Annotated in this window: 18 protein-coding genes; 13 read left to right on the top strand and 5 right to left on the bottom strand. The window is 73.2% G+C overall.

Annotated elements, in window-relative coordinates:
- Nucleotides 1–301: 301 nt before the first annotated feature.
- Nucleotides 302–1,486 (top strand): MarP family serine protease, encoded by a 1,185-nt coding sequence (locus SZN_RS26930; protein ID WP_007500936.1) that lies wholly within the window; start codon nucleotides 302–304, stop codon nucleotides 1,484–1,486.
- A gap of 15 nt (nucleotides 1,487–1,501) precedes the next feature.
- Here the strand turns inward: SZN_RS26930 and SZN_RS26925 are convergent, their stop codons facing one another.
- Nucleotides 1,502–1,990 (bottom strand): GNAT family N-acetyltransferase, encoded by a 489-nt coding sequence (locus SZN_RS26925; RefSeq protein ID WP_007500935.1) that lies wholly within the window; start codon nucleotides 1,988–1,990, stop codon nucleotides 1,502–1,504.
- Nucleotides 1,991–2,061: 71 nt separating this feature from the next.
- On the opposite strand from SZN_RS26925, the gene SZN_RS26920 reads away from it, so the two are divergent.
- Together SZN_RS26920 and SZN_RS26915 are read left to right on the top strand one after the other, a co-directional pair.
- A complete protein-coding gene (locus SZN_RS26920) occupies nucleotides 2,062–2,967 on the top strand; it encodes a TIGR01777 family oxidoreductase (RefSeq protein ID WP_043733343.1) in 906 nt (301 codons plus the stop codon).
- A 334-nt stretch (nucleotides 2,968–3,301) separates the two neighbouring features.
- A complete protein-coding gene (locus SZN_RS26915) occupies nucleotides 3,302–4,684 on the top strand; it encodes an NAD(P)/FAD-dependent oxidoreductase (protein ID WP_007500932.1) in 1,383 nt (460 codons plus the stop codon).
- Between the two features lie 53 nt (nucleotides 4,685–4,737).
- Here the strand turns inward: SZN_RS26915 and SZN_RS26910 are convergent, their stop codons facing one another.
- Entirely contained in the window at nucleotides 4,738–6,216 is a 1,479-nt protein-coding gene (locus SZN_RS26910) for an NsdA family TPR-like regulatory protein (protein WP_007500931.1), read from the bottom strand.
- Nucleotides 6,217–6,495: 279 nt separating this feature from the next.
- Between SZN_RS26910 and lipB the strand changes: the two genes are divergently transcribed.
- The 4 genes from lipB (at nucleotide 6,496) to SZN_RS26890 (ending at nucleotide 9,605) form a co-directional block, all read left to right on the top strand.
- On the top strand, nucleotides 6,496–7,293 hold the full coding sequence (gene lipB, locus SZN_RS26905) for a lipoyl(octanoyl) transferase LipB (protein WP_043733341.1): 798 nt from the start codon (nucleotides 6,496–6,498) through the stop codon (nucleotides 7,291–7,293).
- A gap of 105 nt (nucleotides 7,294–7,398) precedes the next feature.
- Nucleotides 7,399–8,364: a lipoyl synthase gene (lipA, locus tag SZN_RS26900; protein WP_007500929.1), complete on the top strand. Its 966-nt coding sequence runs from the start codon at nucleotides 7,399–7,401 to the stop codon at nucleotides 8,362–8,364.
- A gap of 258 nt (nucleotides 8,365–8,622) precedes the next feature.
- Nucleotides 8,623–8,823: an SCO2195 family GlnR-regulated protein gene (locus SZN_RS26895; RefSeq protein ID WP_007500928.1), complete on the top strand. Its 201-nt coding sequence runs from the start codon at nucleotides 8,623–8,625 to the stop codon at nucleotides 8,821–8,823.
- 80 nt (nucleotides 8,824–8,903) lie between these two features.
- Entirely contained in the window at nucleotides 8,904–9,605 is a 702-nt protein-coding gene (locus tag SZN_RS26890) for a DUF4191 domain-containing protein (RefSeq protein ID WP_043733338.1), read from the top strand.
- A 134-nt stretch (nucleotides 9,606–9,739) separates the two neighbouring features.
- Here the strand turns inward: SZN_RS26890 and SZN_RS26885 are convergent, their stop codons facing one another.
- The gene (locus SZN_RS26885; protein WP_007500926.1) at nucleotides 9,740–10,207 is read right to left on the bottom strand and encodes an RDD family protein; all 468 of its coding nucleotides are present in this window, start codon (nucleotides 10,205–10,207) and stop codon (nucleotides 9,740–9,742) included.
- Between the two features lie 197 nt (nucleotides 10,208–10,404).
- Between SZN_RS26885 and glnA the strand changes: the two genes are divergently transcribed.
- The 4 genes from glnA to SZN_RS26865 all read left to right on the top strand — a co-directional run bounded on the left by glnA (nucleotide 10,405) and on the right by SZN_RS26865 (nucleotide 14,437).
- A complete protein-coding gene (glnA, locus tag SZN_RS26880; protein WP_007500925.1) occupies nucleotides 10,405–11,814 on the top strand; it encodes a type I glutamate--ammonia ligase in 1,410 nt (469 codons plus the stop codon).
- A 233-nt stretch (nucleotides 11,815–12,047) separates the two neighbouring features.
- Entirely contained in the window at nucleotides 12,048–12,965 is a 918-nt protein-coding gene (gene htpX, locus SZN_RS26875) for a zinc metalloprotease HtpX (protein ID WP_007500924.1), read from the top strand.
- 2 nt (nucleotides 12,966–12,967) lie between these two features.
- Nucleotides 12,968–13,561: a PspA-associated protein PspAB gene (pspAB, locus tag SZN_RS26870; RefSeq protein WP_007500923.1), complete on the top strand. Its 594-nt coding sequence runs from the start codon at nucleotides 12,968–12,970 to the stop codon at nucleotides 13,559–13,561.
- A 117-nt stretch (nucleotides 13,562–13,678) separates the two neighbouring features.
- Nucleotides 13,679–14,437, top strand: a complete 759-nt coding sequence (locus tag SZN_RS26865) for an alpha/beta hydrolase (protein WP_007500921.1) — start codon at nucleotides 13,679–13,681, stop codon at nucleotides 14,435–14,437.
- Here the strand turns inward: SZN_RS26865 and SZN_RS26860 are convergent.
- Both SZN_RS26860 and SZN_RS26855 read right to left on the bottom strand, forming a co-directional pair.
- Entirely contained in the window at nucleotides 14,415–15,764 is a 1,350-nt protein-coding gene (locus tag SZN_RS26860) for a DUF2252 domain-containing protein (RefSeq protein ID WP_007500919.1), read from the bottom strand. The two genes, SZN_RS26865 and SZN_RS26860, sit on opposite strands and share 23 nt — an antisense overlap.
- A gap of 256 nt (nucleotides 15,765–16,020) precedes the next feature.
- Nucleotides 16,021–16,338, bottom strand: a complete 318-nt coding sequence (locus tag SZN_RS26855; protein WP_007500917.1) for a hypothetical protein — start codon at nucleotides 16,336–16,338, stop codon at nucleotides 16,021–16,023.
- 277 nt (nucleotides 16,339–16,615) lie between these two features.
- On the opposite strand from SZN_RS26855, the gene SZN_RS26850 reads away from it, so the two are divergent.
- Complete coding sequence (locus tag SZN_RS26850; RefSeq protein WP_007500915.1) at nucleotides 16,616–16,981, top strand: arsenate reductase family protein; 366 nt, start codon at nucleotides 16,616–16,618, stop codon at nucleotides 16,979–16,981.
- A gap of 134 nt (nucleotides 16,982–17,115) precedes the next feature.
- Nucleotides 17,116–17,880: an RlpA-like double-psi beta-barrel domain-containing protein gene (locus SZN_RS26845; RefSeq protein ID WP_043733335.1), complete on the top strand. Its 765-nt coding sequence runs from the start codon at nucleotides 17,116–17,118 to the stop codon at nucleotides 17,878–17,880.
- The last annotated feature ends 6 nt before the right edge of the window (nucleotides 17,881–17,886 follow it).

Here is a 17,886-nt window from a genome sequence, read left to right as displayed (position 1 = left end):
GGGCGCGGGGGCGGCAGGCGCGGCGGGGCGCTCCGGCGCGGCGGGGGCCACTGACGCGTCCGGTCTTCGTCTCGCTGGTCGGAAGGGTCGGAAGACCCTTCGGAAGACACGCATGCACCTACTGTCCGACGGATCCGCTCCGCCCGCGATGTGTGGTGTGACACCGGGTGGAACCATCGTCCGGGTCCGGGGCGTTTCTCCGGGTGTACAGGGCGTGGCCGGTTCGCGGGTGGCCGGGCCGTGCCCGCTGATCAACCGGCGCCCCGCGCGCGTACTAAGGGTCCTAGAGAAAGGCGGCTCCGTGGACCTGCTCGACATCCTGCTGTTGCTGGTGATCCTGGCCTACGCGGCGTCCGGCTACCGGCGCGGGCTGGTGGCCGGCTGTGTGTCGCTGGCCGGGTTCGTGGGCGGCGCGGCGATCGGCGTGTGGGTCCTGCCGTGGATGATGGACCTGGTCACGCCGGGCACGACGGGGGCGACGGTGACCGCGGTGCTCACCGTGCTGGTCCCCGCGGTAGTGGTGCACGAGCTGGCGGGCCGGCTGGCGCTGCGGCTGCGCCGCGAGCTGGACCGGGGGCCGCTGCGGGTGGCCGACGGCATCGGGGGCGCCGCCGCCAACGCGGTCGCCGTGCTGATCGTGGCGTGGGTGGCGGCCAGCGTCCTCGCCGCGTCCTCCTCCCCGCTGCTGACCTCCGCCATCCGGGACTCCCGGCTGCTCGGGACGGTGCAGGACACCATGCCGGACACCACTCCCGCCTGGTTCTCGCGGGCCACCTCCGCACTCACCGAGGCCGGTTTCCCCCAGGTCTTCAACCCCTTCGAGAACGAGTCGACGGCCGAGGTCGCCCGGCCCACCGGGGACAGCGTCACGGCGGCCGCGACGAACGCCGCCAAGACGAGCACCGTCAAGATCGAGGGCTCCTCGGGCACCCAGGGCCGCGAGGGCAGCGGCTTCGTCTACGCCCCGCGGCGCGTGATGACCAACGCCCATGTGGTCGCCGGCATCGACGCCCCCACCGTGCGGATCGGCGGGGTCGGACCCTCGTACGAGACCCGGGTGGTGCTCTTCGACCCCCGGCGGGACGTGGCCGTGCTGTACGTACCGGATCTGCGCGCCCCCGTCCTGCGCTTCGACGGCGACGCACGGCGCGGGGACTCGGCGGTCGTGGCGGGGTATCCCGAGGACGGCGGCCTCAACCTCCAGGCGGCGACGGTCGCGAACCGGGTGCGGGCGACGGGCCAGAACATCTACAGCGACGCGACCGTGACCCGGGAGATCTACTCGATCCGCTCCACCGTGCGCCCCGGCAACTCCGGCGGGCCGCTGCTGACCACCGACGGCAGGGTGTTCGGCGTCGTCTTCGCGCGCTCCACCTCCGACGACGAGACCGGGTACGTCCTCACGGCGGCCGAGGTCGCCGCCGACGCGTCGCGCGCCGCGACGGCCACGGCGCCGGTGGACACCGGGCGGCTCGTCACGTCCTGACGCCTCTCCCGGACCTCACAGCGAGCGCCCCATGACCACGTCGTCCACGTAGGTCCCCTCCACGCAGAACTCCTGCGGCAGGATGCCCTCCACCACGAACCCCTCCGCCTCGTACAGCGCGCGGGCGGGGGCGTTGTGGCCGAGGACGCGCAGGGTGAGGCGGCGGGCGCCCCTGCGGCGGGCCTCGTCGACGGCCGCGCGGACCAGCCGCCGTCCCACGCCCCGCCCGCGTGCCTCGCCAAAAACGGCGAACCCCTGGATCTGCAGGACGTGCGCGTTCGAGGCGAGCGCGGTGGCGTGGGCCAGGCGGACGTATCCGACCAGCCGGCCGCCGAGTTCGGCGACGAGCGTGTCGCCCGGGGCGTGCCGGTCGTCGAAGAACGGCGGGTACGGCGGCTGCGGCCGCGGCAGGACGGCGTGCACGGGTGACCACGTCAGACGGTCGAGGACGCCCAGTTCCTCGCCGTCCTCGGGGCGGGCGGGGCGTATGTGCGGATCGGGCATGGGCGCAACCCTACGGCGCGGGGAAGGGATGCTCCGCGGGGATCTCCGTGGTCGACGGCAGGATGGGTTCCATGACTCTCTCAAGGATCGCGGTCGCCGGTTCCTCCGGACTGATCGGCAGCGCCCTCGTGCGCTCCCTGGCCGGGGACGGCCACGAGGTGGTGCGGCTGGTGCGCCGGGCGCCGCGCGCGGCGGACGAGATCCGCTGGGACCCCGAGCGCGGGTACGTGGACACGGCGGGGCTCGCGGGATGCGCGGCCGTGGTGAACCTGGCGGGGGCGAACGTGGGGTCGCGGCGCTGGACGGAGGCGTACAAGGCGACGCTGCGGAACGGCCGGGTGCAGGGCACGGCAGCGCTCGCGCGGGCCATGGCCTCGCTCGCGCCGGACGAACGGCCCGCGGTCTTCGTCAACGGCAGCGCGATCGGCTACTACGGGGAGACCGGTGAGCGTGCCGTCGACGAGAGCGCGCCGGCCGGGGAGGGCTTCCTGGCCTCGCTGGTCGTGGACTGGGAGGGCGCGGCGGGCCCGGCGCGGGAGGCGGGGGTGCGGACGGCGTTCGCGCGCACCGGGCTGGTGGTGGCGCGTGAGGGTGGGGCCTGGCAGCGGCTGTTCCCGCTGTTCAAGGCGGGGCTCGGGGGGCGGATGGGGAACGGGCGGCAGTACTGGTCGTTCGTCTCGCTGCACGACGAGGTGGCCGCGATCCGGCATCTGCTGGACACCGACGGTCTTGCCGGGCCCTTCAATGTGACGGCGCCTCAGCCGGTGACCAACCGTGAGGTCACCGAGGCGATGAGCCGGGTGCTGCGCCGGCCTGCGGTGCTGCCGGTGCCGGCGGCCGTGCTTCAGGCGGTGCTCGGTGAGATGGCCGGGGATGTGCTGGGGAGCGCGCGGGTGCTGCCCGCGCGGCTGCTGGAGTCGGGGTTCGACTTCGCGTTTCCGGGGATCGAGGACGCGATCCGGGCGGCTGCGGGGTAGCGGCGGGGCGCTGGGGCTCCCCCGGCCCACCGCGCGGGTGCCTCCTCGCCGTACGCGGCCTTCCCCGCGCCCCCGGCGCCGTTCCCTCCCGCCGTACGCGGCCTCCCGGGCGCGGTTCTTCCTGCCGTGGGCGGGGGGCGCGGGTGGGGGCGCGGGTGGGGGGAGTCGGGGGTCTGTTCTTGCGGTTGCATGCGACCGTCGTGCGACCGTGCTCTGGGGATGCGCGACTGCCGCGGGGCCCGCGCGGTCCTACCCTCAACCCGAACTCGGGTATTTCCCGGGCCTGTTGGGGGCATCACGTCTCCACCGGCCGCGCAACCTCGAGGAGGGGCACGTGCTTGAGCCCGCGTACCAGGCGGACGTCGTCATCGTGGGAGCCGGGGTCGCCGGACTCTCCGCGGCGCATCGGCTGACCAGCGCAGGAATCGCGACCACGGTCCTGGAGGCAGCCCCTTACCCGGGCGGCCGCATGTCCACCGAGAAGGTCGACGGGTTCCGGCTGGACCGGATCGGGCAGCTGCTGTCGACGTCGTATCCCGAACTACGGCTGACACCGGGGCTCGGCGCCCTCGCCCTGCGGGCCTTCGCGCCCGGCGTACTGCTGCACTGCGACGGACGGCGGCACCGGGCGGGCGCCCTGGCCGGACAGGGGAGTTCCCGGCGCGCGAGGGGCGCACTGCATGCGGTGCGCGCCCTGGCAAGCGCCCCTCGGACGTCCTCCGCGCGCGGTGTCCCCGGACAGACGGCGGTACCGAGGGTGCGGGCTGCTGCCCCCCTCGGTACCGCCGTCGATCAGGCACGGCTCGGCGCCGCCCTCGCCCGCCTCGCCTCCGCGCCCGTCGAACGGCTGCTGGCCCGCCCCGAGTTGCCGGCCGCACAGGCGCTCGCCGCGCGGGGCATCCCCGCGCGGACCGTCGAGGGCTTCCTGCGTCCGCTGCTGGCCGCGCTGCTGTGCGACCCGGAGCTGACCACGTCGAGCCGGTGCGCGGATCTGACCCTGCGGGCGTTCGCGAGCGGGCGGCTGTGCGTGCCCGAGGGCGGCGCCGAGGCGCTGCCGGAGCTGCTGGCCCGGGGGCTGCCGCCGGGCACCGTGCGCACCGGTGTGCGGGTGACGTCCGTCGCCACCACGTCCGTGACGACGGCGGAGCACGGCGAGATACGGTGCCAGGCCGTCCTGCTGGCGACGGACGCGCGCACCGCCGCCGAACTGCTGCCGGGCCTGCGGGTCCCCGGCTTCCACCCGGTGACGGTGCTGCACCACACGATGGACGAGCCCCCGCCGACCGGCGCCTCGCTGCTGCTGGACGCCGACCGGGGCGGCCCGGTCGCCCACACCGCGGTGATCAGCGAGGTCGACCCGAGCCGCGCGCCGGCCGGGCGGGCGCTGGTGTCCTCGACGGTGCTGGGCACCCCGCCGCCCGACGTCGACACGGCCGTGCGCGGGCATCTCGCGCGGCTGTACGGCACCTCCACGCGGCGCTGGGAGACGCTCGCGGTGCACCACACCCCGCAGGCCGTCCCGGCCATGAGCGCGCCGCACGACCTGCGCCGGCCGGTGCGTCTCCTGGCGGGCCTGTACGTCTGCGGCGACCACCGCGACACCAGCACGGTCCAGGGCGCCCTGCACTCCGCGCACCGGGCCGCCTCGGCGATCCTCGCGGACCTGGGCGCCGCCGGACCGCTGCACCGGGCCGAGCCGTTGCGGGCCGCCGCCTGACGGGCCCTCGTGACGCGGGCCGCCGCCTGAGGGCCCCGTGACGCGGGCCGCCGCTACCCGAGGGCCGCCACCTTGTCGCGGTACCCCCTGACGGGCGCCGCGTCGCGGTAGGGCTCCAGCCTGCGTTCGAAGTCCTTGACGTACTCGATCGCCCGGACCGAGCGCATCTCGACGGCCTGCCCGGCGGCCTCCGCGCCGAGCGCGCACGCCTGGTCGAGTTCGCCGAGGCCGAGCCGGGCGGAGGCGAGGACGACCCGGCAGAACAGCCGGCTGCGGGCGAAGGCGGGAGCCCTCAGTTGCAGAGAGCGCTCGGCGTGCTGGGCCGCCGCGCGGAACTGCTGGAGGTCGCGGTGGCAGTGGCCGAACTCGTCGGCCAGTTGCGCCTCGTCGAAGAAGCGCGCCCAGTGCGGGACGTCGTCGCCGGGACGGGCGCTCTCCAGGGCGCGCTCGGCCCGGACCTGGGAGGCGGTGCAGGCGCGCACCTCGCCGAGCACGCCGTGGCCGCGCGCCTCGCAGGCGTGCAGCAGGGCCTGCACGACGGGGGGCGCGCCGGTGCCGACGCCCTGCTGGGCGACGCGGGCGAGCTGGACGGCCTCGCGGCCGTGGCCTAGGTAGACGGCCTGGCGGCTCATGGTCGCGAGCACGTAGGAGCCGAAGGGGCGGTCCCCCGCCGCCTGCGCGAGTCTGAGCGACTGCACGAAGTAGCGCTGGGCGAGCCCGTGGGCGGCGATGTCGTACGACGTCCAGCCCGCGAGCCGGGTCAGGTCGGCGGCGGCGGCGAACAGCCGGCGGCCGGTCTGCTCGCCGTAGCTGCCGCGCAGCATCGGCTCGCACTCGTGCTCCAGGTAGCGCACGAGGGCCTGCCGGGCGTGGCCGCCGCCGTACATGTCGTCCAGGGAGCGGAACAGGTCGCCGACGGAGCGCAGGGCGGCGATGTCTCCGCCGGTGACCTTCTGGCCGGGGCCGCGCTCGGCGGGGCCGCGCGGCTGCCGGGGCGGCGGGCCCGCCTCCGCCCCGGCCGGGAACCTGGCCGGGGCCTGGGGGCGGTGCTGGGCCGGGATGCGGGTGACCGGCTCACCGCGGGCGACCTTGTCGTCGGCGCGGCCGATCAGCCAGTCCCGGCTGGGCACGACGAGGCCGGCCGGGGTGAAGGCGATCTTGCGCAGTTCGGCGTGGCTGCCGGAGTCCTTGCGCCACAGGCCGCTGACGATGTCGACGGCCTCCTCGGGGGTCGCGGCGAACTCCAGCCCGGCGTAGACGGGCGCGCACGCGTCGAGCCCGAGGTCCTGGGCGGACAGCCGGCGGCCCAGGCGCCGGGTGAAGACCTCGGCGATCAGGGCCGGGGTCGTGCCGCGCGGCTGCTGTCCGCGCAGCCAGCGGGTGACCGAGGTCTTGTCGTATCTCAGGTCGAGCCCGTGTTCGAGACCGAGCTGGTCCACCCGGCGGGCGAGACCGGCGTTGGAGAATCCCGCTTCTGCGATGAGCGCGGCGAGCTGGCGGTTGGGCGTGCGCTGCGCGGGTCGTTCCGTCATCTGCGGTGCGGTCTCCTGCCTTTCGGGCCTCGCGGAGCCGTCTGGCCGCCGGGTGCCCGGATTGCCGTTGAGCAGCCCTTTTGACCGCTCGAACGGCGCGAATGTAGCGGAGAGTAAGCAGTCGATCGCAGGTTACGCCGACCATTCATCCGATCGTGTGAGGATTGCCCTACTGGGCTGACGCTGGCGGGCGCCTCTGCTCGAACAGCCCGGTCGTACAGTGGCGTGGGCACGGTTCGTGCCTGACGACTTGGCCAGGCTCCCGAGGAGGCGCTTGCCGTGAGTGAGTTGCGGTTCGTCCGCATGGGGTTCGGCGCCGAGCGCGTCGAGTACCGGCGGGCGTGGGACGAGCAGCGCCGGGTGCACGCGGCGCGGTTCGCCGACGAGGTCCCGGACACGGTGCTGCTGCTCGAACACCCCCCGGTCTACACGGCCGGCCGGCGCACGGCGGACAACGAGCGGCCCCTGGACGGCACACCGGTCGTCGACGTGGACCGCGGCGGGAAGATCACCTGGCACGGGCCGGGGCAGCTGGTGGGCTACCCCATCCAGAAGCTGCCGCGCCCGGTGGACGTCGTGGCGCACGTACGGCGGCTGGAGGAGGCCCTGATCCGCACCTGCGCGGAGTTCGGCCTGGAGACCAGCCGCGTGGAGGGGCGCAGCGGCGTATGGGTCCTCGGCGACCCCGTCGAGCGGCGTCCCGCGCTCGGCGGCCTCGCGCTGGACCTCGACCCGCGACTGGCCGACGAGGAGTTCGACCCGCGGCTCGACGGCCCCGAGTACGCGCCCTCCAACGCGGGCCAGCGGCGCGAGGACCGCAAGATCGCCGCCATCGGGATCCGGGTCGCCAAGGGCGTGACCATGCACGGCTTCGCGCTCAACGTGAACCCGGACAACAAGTGGTTCGACCGGATCATCCCGTGCGGGATCCGCGACGCCGGGGTCGCCTCGCTCGCCGCCGAACTCGGCCGCGACGTGACGGTCGAGGAGGTGCTGCCGGTGGTGGAACGGCACCTGCGGGACGTCCTGGAGAACGCGGACCCCCGGCCGCGCGAGACCGAGAAGGCGACCGCCTGAGGACGGGAATGGGCCCGCCGGTCATGGGGTTGGCCTGACCGCAGGGCTCGGTAAACACGGGCGTACCCTGGTGTACGCCGACGAATCGAAGCACAGGGAGCCGACGTGTCCGCAGTCACACCGGACGGACGCAAGATGCTGCGCCTGGAGGTCCGCAACAGCCAGACCCCCATCGAGCGCAAGCCCGAGTGGATCAAGACCCGGGCGAAAATGGGTCCCGAGTACACGAAGATGCAGAACCTCGTGAAGAGCGAGGGCCTGCACACGGTCTGCCAGGAAGCCGGCTGCCCGAACATCTACGAGTGCTGGGAGGACCGCGAGGCGACCTTCCTCATCGGCGGCGACCAGTGCACCCGGCGCTGCGACTTCTGCCAGATCGACACCGGCAAGCCGGAGGCGCTCGACCGCGACGAGCCGCGCCGCGTCGGTGAGTCCGTGGCCACCATGGACCTGAACTACGCCACCATCACCGGCGTCGCCCGCGACGACCTGGAGGACGGCGGCGCCTGGCTGTACGCCGAGACGGTCCGCCAGATCCACGAGCAGACCGCCGCCCGCGAGGCCGGCCGCACCAAGGTCGAGCTGCTCGCCCCCGACTTCAACGCCGTACCGGAGCTGCTGCGGGAGGTCTTCGCCTCGCGGCCCGAGGTCTTCGCGCACAACGTCGAGACGGTGCCGCGCATCTTCAAGCGCATCCGCCCCGGCTTCCGCTACGAGCGCTCCCTGAAGGTCATCACCGACGCCCGCGACGACGGCCTGGTCACCAAGTCCAACCTGATCCTCGGCATGGGCGAGACCCGCGAGGAGGTCAGCGCGGCGCTGCGGCAGCTGCACGACGCCGGATGCGAGCTGGTGACCATCACGCAGTACCTGCGCCCGAGCGTGCGCCACCACCCCGTGGAGCGCTGGGTCAAGCCGCACGAGTTCGTGGAGCTGAAGGAGGAGGCCGAGCAGATCGGCTTCTCCGGTGTGATGTCCGGGCCGCTGGTGCGTTCCTCCTACCGGGCCGGGCGGCTCTACCGGATGGCCGTGGAGAAGCGCGGCGCGTTCGTCGCCTCCCAGGCCCTCTGATGGCACGGGGTGCCACTGTGCGCGTGTGAATCCGCACACAGGCGGCATCCCCGGAGAATGGCCGGACGGCGCGGTCCCGGACGTCCCCGCAGCTGGGGAGGGCGGCGGGGCCGCGCCGGGTCCGTGGCGTGGCCCATCAAGGCTTCATCGGTGTTTGACCGGCCGGTCATGCACTGGTAACACCAATCAGTGACCCTGGTTGTACACCCCGTGCACCGCTCGCCGGAGCAGCCGCCGTCCCGAGGGAGAACCCCCGCCATGCAGGCCGCGCCCGTTCGCGCCACCGCCATCCCGTCGTTCACCGATGCACTGCGTGCCGTCGAGTCGCTGCTCATGAGCGGCGGCCAGCGCACGGCCCGGCGCAACGCCTGGACCTCCGTCCTGGAGGACCGCCGCCGCGCCAAGGACCGCTTCGAGGCCGAGCGCGTGCTGGAGCGGACCCCCGTCCCGCACCTCTGAGGCACCTCCGCGGGGCCCCGCCGGCGGCCGCGAGGGCACTGCCGTCGAAGGCGCTTGTGCGGCCACGTAGACTTCGTGGCATGGCGAGGAAGGAACCTGCAGCGGACGCTGCGAACCCCGGGCGACTGAAGCAGATCGCTCTGACCTACAAGATGACCCGCAGGGCCGACAAGAAGATCGGTCTTGTACTCGCGAGTGTCGGAACTGTCACCCTCGGTGTCTTCCTCGCGATCGGTTTCTTGATCGGTCTCCCCATCTATCTCGGCATCCTGGGCCTGCTGCTCGCCTTCCTCGCGACGGCGATCGTCTTCGGGCGCCGGGCCGAGCGGGCCGCGTTCGGCCAGATGGAGGGCCAGCCGGGCGCCGCAGCGGCCGTCCTGGACAACATCGGCCGGGGCTGGTCGACGACGCCCGCGGTCGCGATGAACCGCAGCCAGGACGTGGTGCACCGGGCCGTCGGCAAGGCCGGCATCGTGCTGGTCGCCGAGGGCAACCCGAACCGGGTGAAGTCCCTGCTGGCCGCCGAGAAGCGCAAGATGAACCGCGTCGTGGCGGACGTGCCGGTGCACGACCTGATCGTCGGCGTCGGGGAGGGCCAGGTCGAGCTGAAGAAGCTGCGGACCACCATGCTGAAGCTGTCCCGTGTGCTGTCCGGCCCCCAGGTGACCGCCACCAACGACCGGCTGAAGGCCATGGGCGACCTCATGAGCAACATGCCGCTGCCCAAGGGCCCGATGCCCAAGGGCATGAAGCTGCCGAAGGGCGGCTTCAAGTCCCGCTGAACCGCGCTCGCGGATCTCACCCCCGACGCCACGAGGGGCGCCCGGATCTCCCGGGCGCCCCTTCGGCGTGTGCGGTGCGCCGCGGTCGGACGCGGAGCCACCCGGTGCGCCGCGGTCGGACGCGGGCCTCGGTGTCAGATGCGGACCTCGGCGGTGCGCGCCAGCCGGTCGTGCAGTCCGCGGCCGTCGCGGTCCCAGACCAGGGCCGGAACGGCCACGCAGAGCAGGGCGGTGCGCGCGAGGGCGCGCACCGGGCTGACGGTGCCGGTGTCCAGGGCGACCACCCGGATGCCGAAGAGGCGCTTGCCGGGGGTGGAGCCGACGGTGCCGACGGTCAGCACGCCCATGACGAAGAACAGCAGCAGCGCCCAGTTGCCGGTCGTCTGCCCGTAGCCGTCGGTGAGGAGACCGTATGCGATCAGGAGGCTGACGCCCCAGTCGACCGCGAGGGCGCCGAGCCGGCGGCCCGGACCGGCGAGCGAGCCCGGCCCCTCCTGCGGAAGACCCAGCTGCTCACCTCGGTATCCGAAGTCGACACCGGCTTCCTCTGCGGCCGCGCGGGGGCCCGAGAGCCAGGATCCGATTGCTTGCCTCTTGTCCACGGGACAACGGTACTGCGCCCGTTTTGGGATGTGGACACGAGGGGTGAGGCGCGGGATGTCCGGTTAACGTGTGCGAAACAAACGGGTCACGCCCGAGAAATCACCCGTACCTAGGGTCGAGTGCAGCGTGTGCCACCGCACTGGCCGCACAACGAACTACCACCCCGGCACGGACGGTCGGGAGTAGGAGGAGCTGGATGTTCCAGAACGCCGACGAGGCCAAGAAGTTCATCGCCGACGAGGACGTCAAGTTCGTCGACGTCCGATTCTGCGACCTGCCGGGCGTCATGCAGCACTTCACGGTGCCCGTCGAGGCGTTCGACCCGGACGAGGAGCTCGCCTTCGACGGATCGTCGATCCGCGGCTTCCAGGCGATCCACGAGTCCGACATGGCGCTGCGCGCCGACCTGTCGACGTCCCGGGTCGACCCCTTCCGCCGCGACAAGACGCTCAACATCAACTTCTTCATCCACGACCCGATCACCGGTGAGCAGTACTCCCGTGACCCGCGCAACGTGGCGAAGAAGGCCGAGGCGTACCTCGCCTCCACCGGTATCGCGGACACCGCGTTCTTCGGCCCGGAGGCCGAGTTCTACGTCTTCGACAGCGTGCGCTTCAAGACGTCGGAGAACGAGTCCTTCTACCACATCGACTCCGAGGCGGGCGCCTGGAACACCGGCGCGCTGGAGGACAACCGCGGGTACAAGGTCCGCTACAAGGGCGGCTACTTCCCGACCCCGCCGGTCGACCACTTCGCCGACCTGCGCGCCGAGATCTCCCTGGAGCTGGACCGGGCCGGCCTGAAGGTCGAGCGCCAGCACCACGAGGTGGGCACCGCCGGGCAGGCGGAGATCAACTACAAGTTCAACACGCTGCTCGCCGCGGCCGACGACCTTCAGCTGTTCAAGTACATCGTGAAGAACGTCGCCTGGCGCAACGGCAAGACCGCGACCTTCATGCCGAAGCCGATCTTCGGTGACAACGGCTCCGGCATGCACGTGCACCAGTCGCTGTGGCAGGGCGGCTCCCCGCTCTTCTACGACGAGGCCGGCTACGCGGGCCTGTCCGACATGGCGCGCTACTACATCGGCGGCATCCTCAAGCACGCGCCGTCGCTGCTCGCCTTCACCAACCCGACGGTGAACTCGTACCACCGCCTGGTCCCGGGCTTCGAGGCGCCGATCAACCTGGTGTACTCGCAGCGCAACCGCTCCGCCGCGATGCGTATCCCGATCACGGGTTCGAACCCGAAGGCCAAGCGCGTCGAGTTCCGCGCGCCCGACTCCTCCGGCAACCCGTACCTGGCGTTCTCGGCGCTGCTGCTGGCGGGCCTGGACGGCATCAAGAACAAGATCGAGCCGGCCGAGCCGATCGACAAGGACCTCTACGAGCTGGCTCCGGAGGAGCACGCCAACGTGGCGCAGGTCCCGACCTCGCTCCCGGCCGTGCTCGACTCGCTGGAGCGCGACCACGAGTTCCTCCTCCAGGGCGACGTCTTCACGCCGGACCTGATCGAGACGTGGATCGACTACAAGCGCGCCAACGAGATCGCGCCGCTCCAGCTGCGCCCGCACCCGCACGAGTTCGAGCTGTACTTCGACGTGTGACCGGCCCGGTCACCCGGTGTGACCGGCAGCTGATCCAGGCTTCGCGCCCGTGCCCCGCCGTTCTCAGGGATTCCCAGGAACGGCGGGGCACGGGCGTGTGCTCTCCTGTCCGCGGCCCCCGTGGCCCTGCCTGGTCTCTTTGCCGGGCCGGGGGCCGGTCACGACCCGTTCATGGGGGTCGGCGGGTGCACACTGGGCAGTGGGACGAGTGCCTGAGTGGTGGGTGGTGTGCCATGCAGAGCCGATTCCGGAGCGACCGGCGGCTGACGGCCCGGATGGGCCTCACGCTGTTTCTGCTCGGACTGCTGTATGTGGGGTTCGTCGCGGCGCTGATCGTGCTGCTGAAGTCCTGGGTGCTGGTCGTGGTGGTCGCCGCCGGGCTGCTGGGCGCGCAGTACTGGTTCTCCGACCGGCTGGCGCTGTTCGCGATGCGCGGCCGGGTCGTGGAGCGGGAGGAGTATCCCGAGCTGCACGGCGTGGTGGACCGGCTGTGCGCGATCGCCGACATGCCGAAGCCCGTGGTCGCCGTGTCCGGCCTGGACATGCCGAACGCGTTCGCCACCGGGCGCAACGCCGATCACGCCGTGGTCTGCGTGACGACCGGGCTGCTGCGGCGGCTGGAGCGGGACGAGCTGGAGGGCGTGCTCGCGCACGAGCTGTCGCACGTGGCGCACAAGGACGTCGCCGTGATCACCGTCGCCTCGTTCCTCGGGGTGATCGCCGGGCTGATCGTGCGGTTCGCCCTGTACTCGCAGCTGCTGGGCGGCGGGCGCCGGGACCAGAACACCGCCGCGGTCCTCGCGGCCGTGCTCGGGGTGTCGGCGGCCGTGTACGCGATCAGCTTCCTGCTGATCCGGGCGCTGTCGCGCTACCGGGAGCTGGCCGCCGACCGGGCCGCGGCCCTGCTCACCGGGCGGCCCTCGGCGCTGGCGTCCGCGCTGACCAAGGTCTCCGGCGACATCGCCCGGATACCGACCAAGGACCTGCGCACCGCCCAGGCGTTCAACGCCTTCTACTTCACCCCCGCGCTGGGCCGCGAGCCCGGCTTCGCGACCGTCTTCTCCACCCACCCGAGCCTGGAGCAGCGGCTCGACCAGCTGGGGCGGATCTCCGCCGAGCTGGGCGAGGCGGCGACTCCCGAAGGGGCGTGAGCATGGGGCTGCTGGACATCCTGCTCGGCCGTACGAAGCCGGCCGCGCCCGATCTCGACCAGTTGTTCGGGCTGCCGTCGGCGGCGGTGACGCTGGAGGCGGCGGCGGGGTTCCGGCCGACCGGGAGCGGGGCGGTGTGCTTCGCGACGGTCGAGGGGGCGGCCTTCACCCAGACGCATCGCGAGGTCCAGGCGCTGCTGGACGCGGACGCGGAGCGCGAGGGCCGGCCGGTGGAGCTGTCCGTGGACGACTACGGCTATTCGTGGCTGGTCTCCCGGCGGTCACCCGACGGGCTGCCCGACCTGGTCAACGATCTGCACGCGGTGAACAGCGCGATGGAGGTCAACGGCTTCGGGCCGCAACTGCTCTGCTCGCTGGCCGGGTTCGAGGACACGGGGTCCGCGCAGGGCCGCCGCCTGGCCCTCGTCTACCTCTACAAGCGCGGCACCTTCTACCCCTTCGCTCCGCTGTCCGGCGCGGCCGAACGGCGGGACGGCGCGCTGGAGCTGCGGGTGCGGGCGGCGCTCGCGGACGATCTGCGCATGGAGCAGGACCTGAGCCGCTGGTTCCCCCTGTGGGGCGCCCCCGGCCTGTGAACGGGGCGCCCGGGACCGGCGGCGGCGCCCTCGCCCGCTCCGCCTTCGCCCGCTCCGCCCGCGCTCCTGCGGCGGGACCCCGAGGGGCGCGCGCGGTGCCGTGCGTGAATGGGGCGCATGAGCGAACTCTCGGACTTCACCATCCGCCACGACGGCGAACTGCTCCACGGGGTGCACGGCGGTGACGGCGGCGCCGCCACCGCCGTCGTACTGCACGGCGCGGGGGTCGGCACCACGGCCCGACTGCTGCCGGTGGTCGGGGAGTTCGTCGCCCACGGCTGCCGCGGCCTGGCCTTCGACTTCTCCGGTCATGGCGAAAGCACCGGTGAACTGCGGGAGTTGAGCCTGCGGCGGCGTCTGGAGCAGGCGGTCGCGGTGATCGACGCGCGGGTGCCGGCGGACGGTGAGCTGATCCTGGTCGGGTTCAGCATGAGCGGCCAGACGGTGGCGGACCTCGTCGGCCACTACGGCGCGCGCGTGGGCGCGTTGGGGCTGTGCGCGCCCGCGGTGTACGCGCGGGAGGCGTGGGACGTGCCGTTCGGCACCGGGGACGGGCGGTTCAGCGAGATCATCCGCGGGCCCGGGAGCTGGCGCGGCGCCCCGGCGCTCGACGCGCTGCGGGCGTACGCGGGGCGGGCGGTGCTGGCGGTGCCGCAGACGGACGCGGTCATCCCGGCGGCGGTGACCCTGGCCGTCCAGGACGCGCTGTCGGCGCGCGCCCGGTTCAGCCGGTTCGACGTCGTGGGCGCGGGGCACATGCTGGGCCGGTGGTTCGCACACCACGGCGGTGACCGGCGGGAGTTCGTGCGGCGGGTGCTCGACGGACGCGGGCCGGGTCCCCTCGGCCCCGGTGTCAGACGCCCGGCGCCGCGGTGACCACCCCGGCCGCGACCGCCGCGCCGAGACAGGCGTGGTCGGCGACGGTCTGACGGGCGTAGGAGAGCGCGAAGTCGGCGACGGCGCGGTCGAAGGTGTCGGCGCCGCCCAGATAGCCCGCGATGGCGACGCGGTCGCCGGAGCGGGCGTGGGCGCGGGCGAGGGCGGTGCCGCACAGCCGGGCGTAGGAGCGCAGTTCGTCGGGGCCCATGGCGGCGACGTCCGCCGAGCCCTTCATGTCGCGCAGCTGGCGCCAGTAGAAGGCGCGGCCCTGCGGTCCGGACATCCAGCCGAGGAAGGTGTCGTTCGCGGCCTGGAGCAGGCGCTGGCCGCAGACCACGCGGTGGCCGGGATGGGTGTAGGGCCCGTGCGGCAGATGCTCCTCAAGGACGGACTGCCGGGCCTCCTTGATCTGGAGGAAGAGCGGGTCGTCGGTGTCGCGCCCGGCGAGCAGCACGAGGAAGCAGCGCAGTCCGACGCTGCCGACGCCGACGACCTTGCGGGCGGCGTCGACGAACCGGTAGCGGTCGAGGAGGTGGCGGCGCTCCTCGGAGAGCGTCGAGCGGTAGTCGCTGAAGATCTTGCGCAGGGCGGCCATGTCGGCGGTGCCCGCGGGTTCCAGCAGGGGCGGGTCGTGGACGATGCGCCGGCGCCCGTCGACCACCTCGGTCAGCTTGGCGAAGGCCCGCAGGCTGGTGCGGCGCCGGGCCCGGCCGAGGGTGGCCTCGACGCGGCGGCGGTCGTGGGCGGAGCCGGCGAGGGGCAGCAGCCGGTCGGCGTCGACGCGGGTGTACCAGACGTCGAGTTCGCCGAGCCGGGCCAGCCGCCGCATCGCGGTGCGGTAGGCCGTCACGGACTCCAGTGCCGCGCGCTGCGCCCCGGTGTCCGGGTGGCCGTTCTCGCGGGCGGCGACGGCGACCGAGACGGCGAGCCGTTTGACGTCCCACTCGAAGGGGCCGGGGAACGTCTCGTCGAAGTCGTTGAGGTCGAAGAGCAGGGTGCGTTCCGGGGAGGCGTACAGGCCGAAATTGAGCAGGTGGGCGTCGCCGCACAGCTGCACGGTGAGCCCGGTGTGCGGTTGGGCGGCGAGGTCGGCGGCCATCACGGCGGCGGCGCCGCGCAGGAACGCGAAGGGCGAGCCCGCCATGCGGCCGTACCGGATGGGCAGCAGCTCCGGCAGCCGGTCGCGGCCCTGGCGTTCGAGGACGGCGACGGGGTCGGGGCGGCCGACGGAGGGGACCCAGCCGGCGTGGGCGGAGCGCGGGACGGTCCGCCGGGCGGTCCTGCCCCGCCGGGCGCGGTCGGCGGCGGTGCCGGGGGTGGTCATGACGGGAGGTCCCCGTGTGCGTGCGCCAGCCGCCGTGTGCCGTACCCGCCCATCGCACCTCCCGCTGCCGCGCCCGTGGAGGGGCGGTGTCACCGTCACCTCCTGATCGCAGTGAAGGCGCGGACGGCGGCGGACGCATGCCGGGTACGGCGTTCGGGTGACGGGGGCCGGGGTTCCGGTGAGGGCGTCCGGCGCCGTCCGGTGCCGCGGCCGGGAGGGCGCTCGGCACGCCCTCCCGGCCGGTCCGCCAGCGGGCTTACCTCATGAAGGCGCGGACCATGTGGCACGTCGTGTCCGACGGCGGGTGGACGCCGATGGTCTGCGCCGTGCCGCGGATCGTGTCGTCGCGGGCGTGGTCGGCCAGGTGGACGCCCGAGTCGAGGAGCGCTATCGCCAGGCGCATGGCCTTCAGCCGGCGGTTGTGGGTGACGTACCAGTCGCGGGGCCGGCCCGGCGGCAGCGGGCGCTTCGCCACGGGCGCGTACGGCAGGTCGAGCAGGACCGGGTGCTGGGCGGTGGACTGGGTGGGCAGCGGCTCGCGGGCCGGGGTCGGCTTCAGTGCGGCAGCGGGCACGGGCATCCTCCTGTCGCGGGCGAGCGCCGGCCGGACACTCCGGCGACGCTCTCGAACACTGCTTGTATTCTACTGCCCGCCACTGACAACGAGAGCTCCCAACTGTCTTGCGATTCCCCTGTTCAGAAGGACATCTGTCGCCATGTCAGCAGCGCGGCGACCGGTCTGCACAGAGCGGCCAGAAATCGAACAGAGCGCGTCCGCGGTCCGGTCGGAGCGGGGTCGGCGAGCGCCGCCGGACGCCGCGCGCCGCACCTCGCGGGATACCGTGATCCGTATGGAGATCTGGATCAATCCGGCCTGTTCGAAGTGCCGCGGCGCCCTCACCCTGCTCGACGCCGAGGGCGCCGACTACACCGTCCACCGCTATCTGGAGGACGCGCCGGACGAGGACGAGATCCGGGCCGTGCTCGGCCGGCTGGGCCTGGAGCCGTGGGACATCACCCGCACCCAGGAGGCCGTCGCGAGGGAACTGGGCGTCAAGGACTGGGCCCGGGACGCGCGTTCGCGCGAGCGGTGGGTGCGGGCGCTCGCCGAGCACCCCGCGCTGCTCCAGCGGCCGATCATCACCGCGGACGACGGCACGGCGGTGGTGGGGCGCACGGAGGAGGCCGTACGGGACGCGCTGTCCCGCAAGAGCTGACGTTCCGTCAATTGCGGCCAGGCGGACCGGGGAATGTGACGCAGGTTACTCAAGTGGCCGTCGAAACCGCTGAGTAGCCCCGTTCGGCATCTCGTACATAGCGGCGTACGCTCCCGACCCCCCAGGAGGCGCGCATGTCGCGTAGGAGAACTCTCGGCACGAAGAAGAAGGTCGCTCTGCTGGTGAGTGCGGCGGCGGTGGCGGGCGGCGGTGCCTTCGCCATGGCGAGCACCTCGAACGCCGCGCAGGCGCCCAGGACGGCCGCCGAGTCCACCGTCTGCCAGGGGCTCGCCACCGCCCTCGGCAACAACCAGCGGTTCATCCAGGGCCAGCGGGACAACCCCGACGCCCAGTCCGCCGCGCGGATCGCCAACCGCGAGGCCGTCATCAAGCAGATCCAGGTCCAGCAGGAAGCGTCCGGCTGCGCCGTCGGGGAGTCGGCTCAGGGCTCCCAGGCCGCACAGCCCGGCGCGGGCGCGGGGGGCGCGGGCAACCAGGGCGGCGCGGCCGGCAACGCGGGCGCGGGCGCGGGCCAGAACACGGGCAACCAGGGCAACCAGGGTGGCGGCCAGAACACGGGCAACCAGGGCAACCAGGGCGGCGGCCAGAACACCGGTAACGCGGGCAACCAGGGCGGCGGCGCGGCCTCGGGCCGGCAGGTCTGCAACGGCTCGACGGTGACGCTGTCCGGCGAGGGCGGGGCTCCCGCGGCGTCCAGCAACCAGTTCCCGGCCGGCACCAGGCTGAAGGTCACGAACCTGGACAACCAGAAGTCCACGACGGTGGAGGTCACTTCGGTCTCCGGCAGCTGCGCGCTGCTGAACAACGCCGCCTTCGAACAGGTCCGCGAGCCCGGCAAGTTCCTCATCCGCCGGGCCCTGATCGAGAAGGTGGGGTGAGGCCCC

This window comes from Streptomyces zinciresistens K42 (assembly GCF_000225525.1).
GTDB classification, from domain to species: Bacteria; Actinomycetota; Actinomycetes; order Streptomycetales; family Streptomycetaceae; genus Streptomyces; species Streptomyces zinciresistens.
This window is presented reverse-complemented; position numbering and strand designations above follow the sequence as displayed.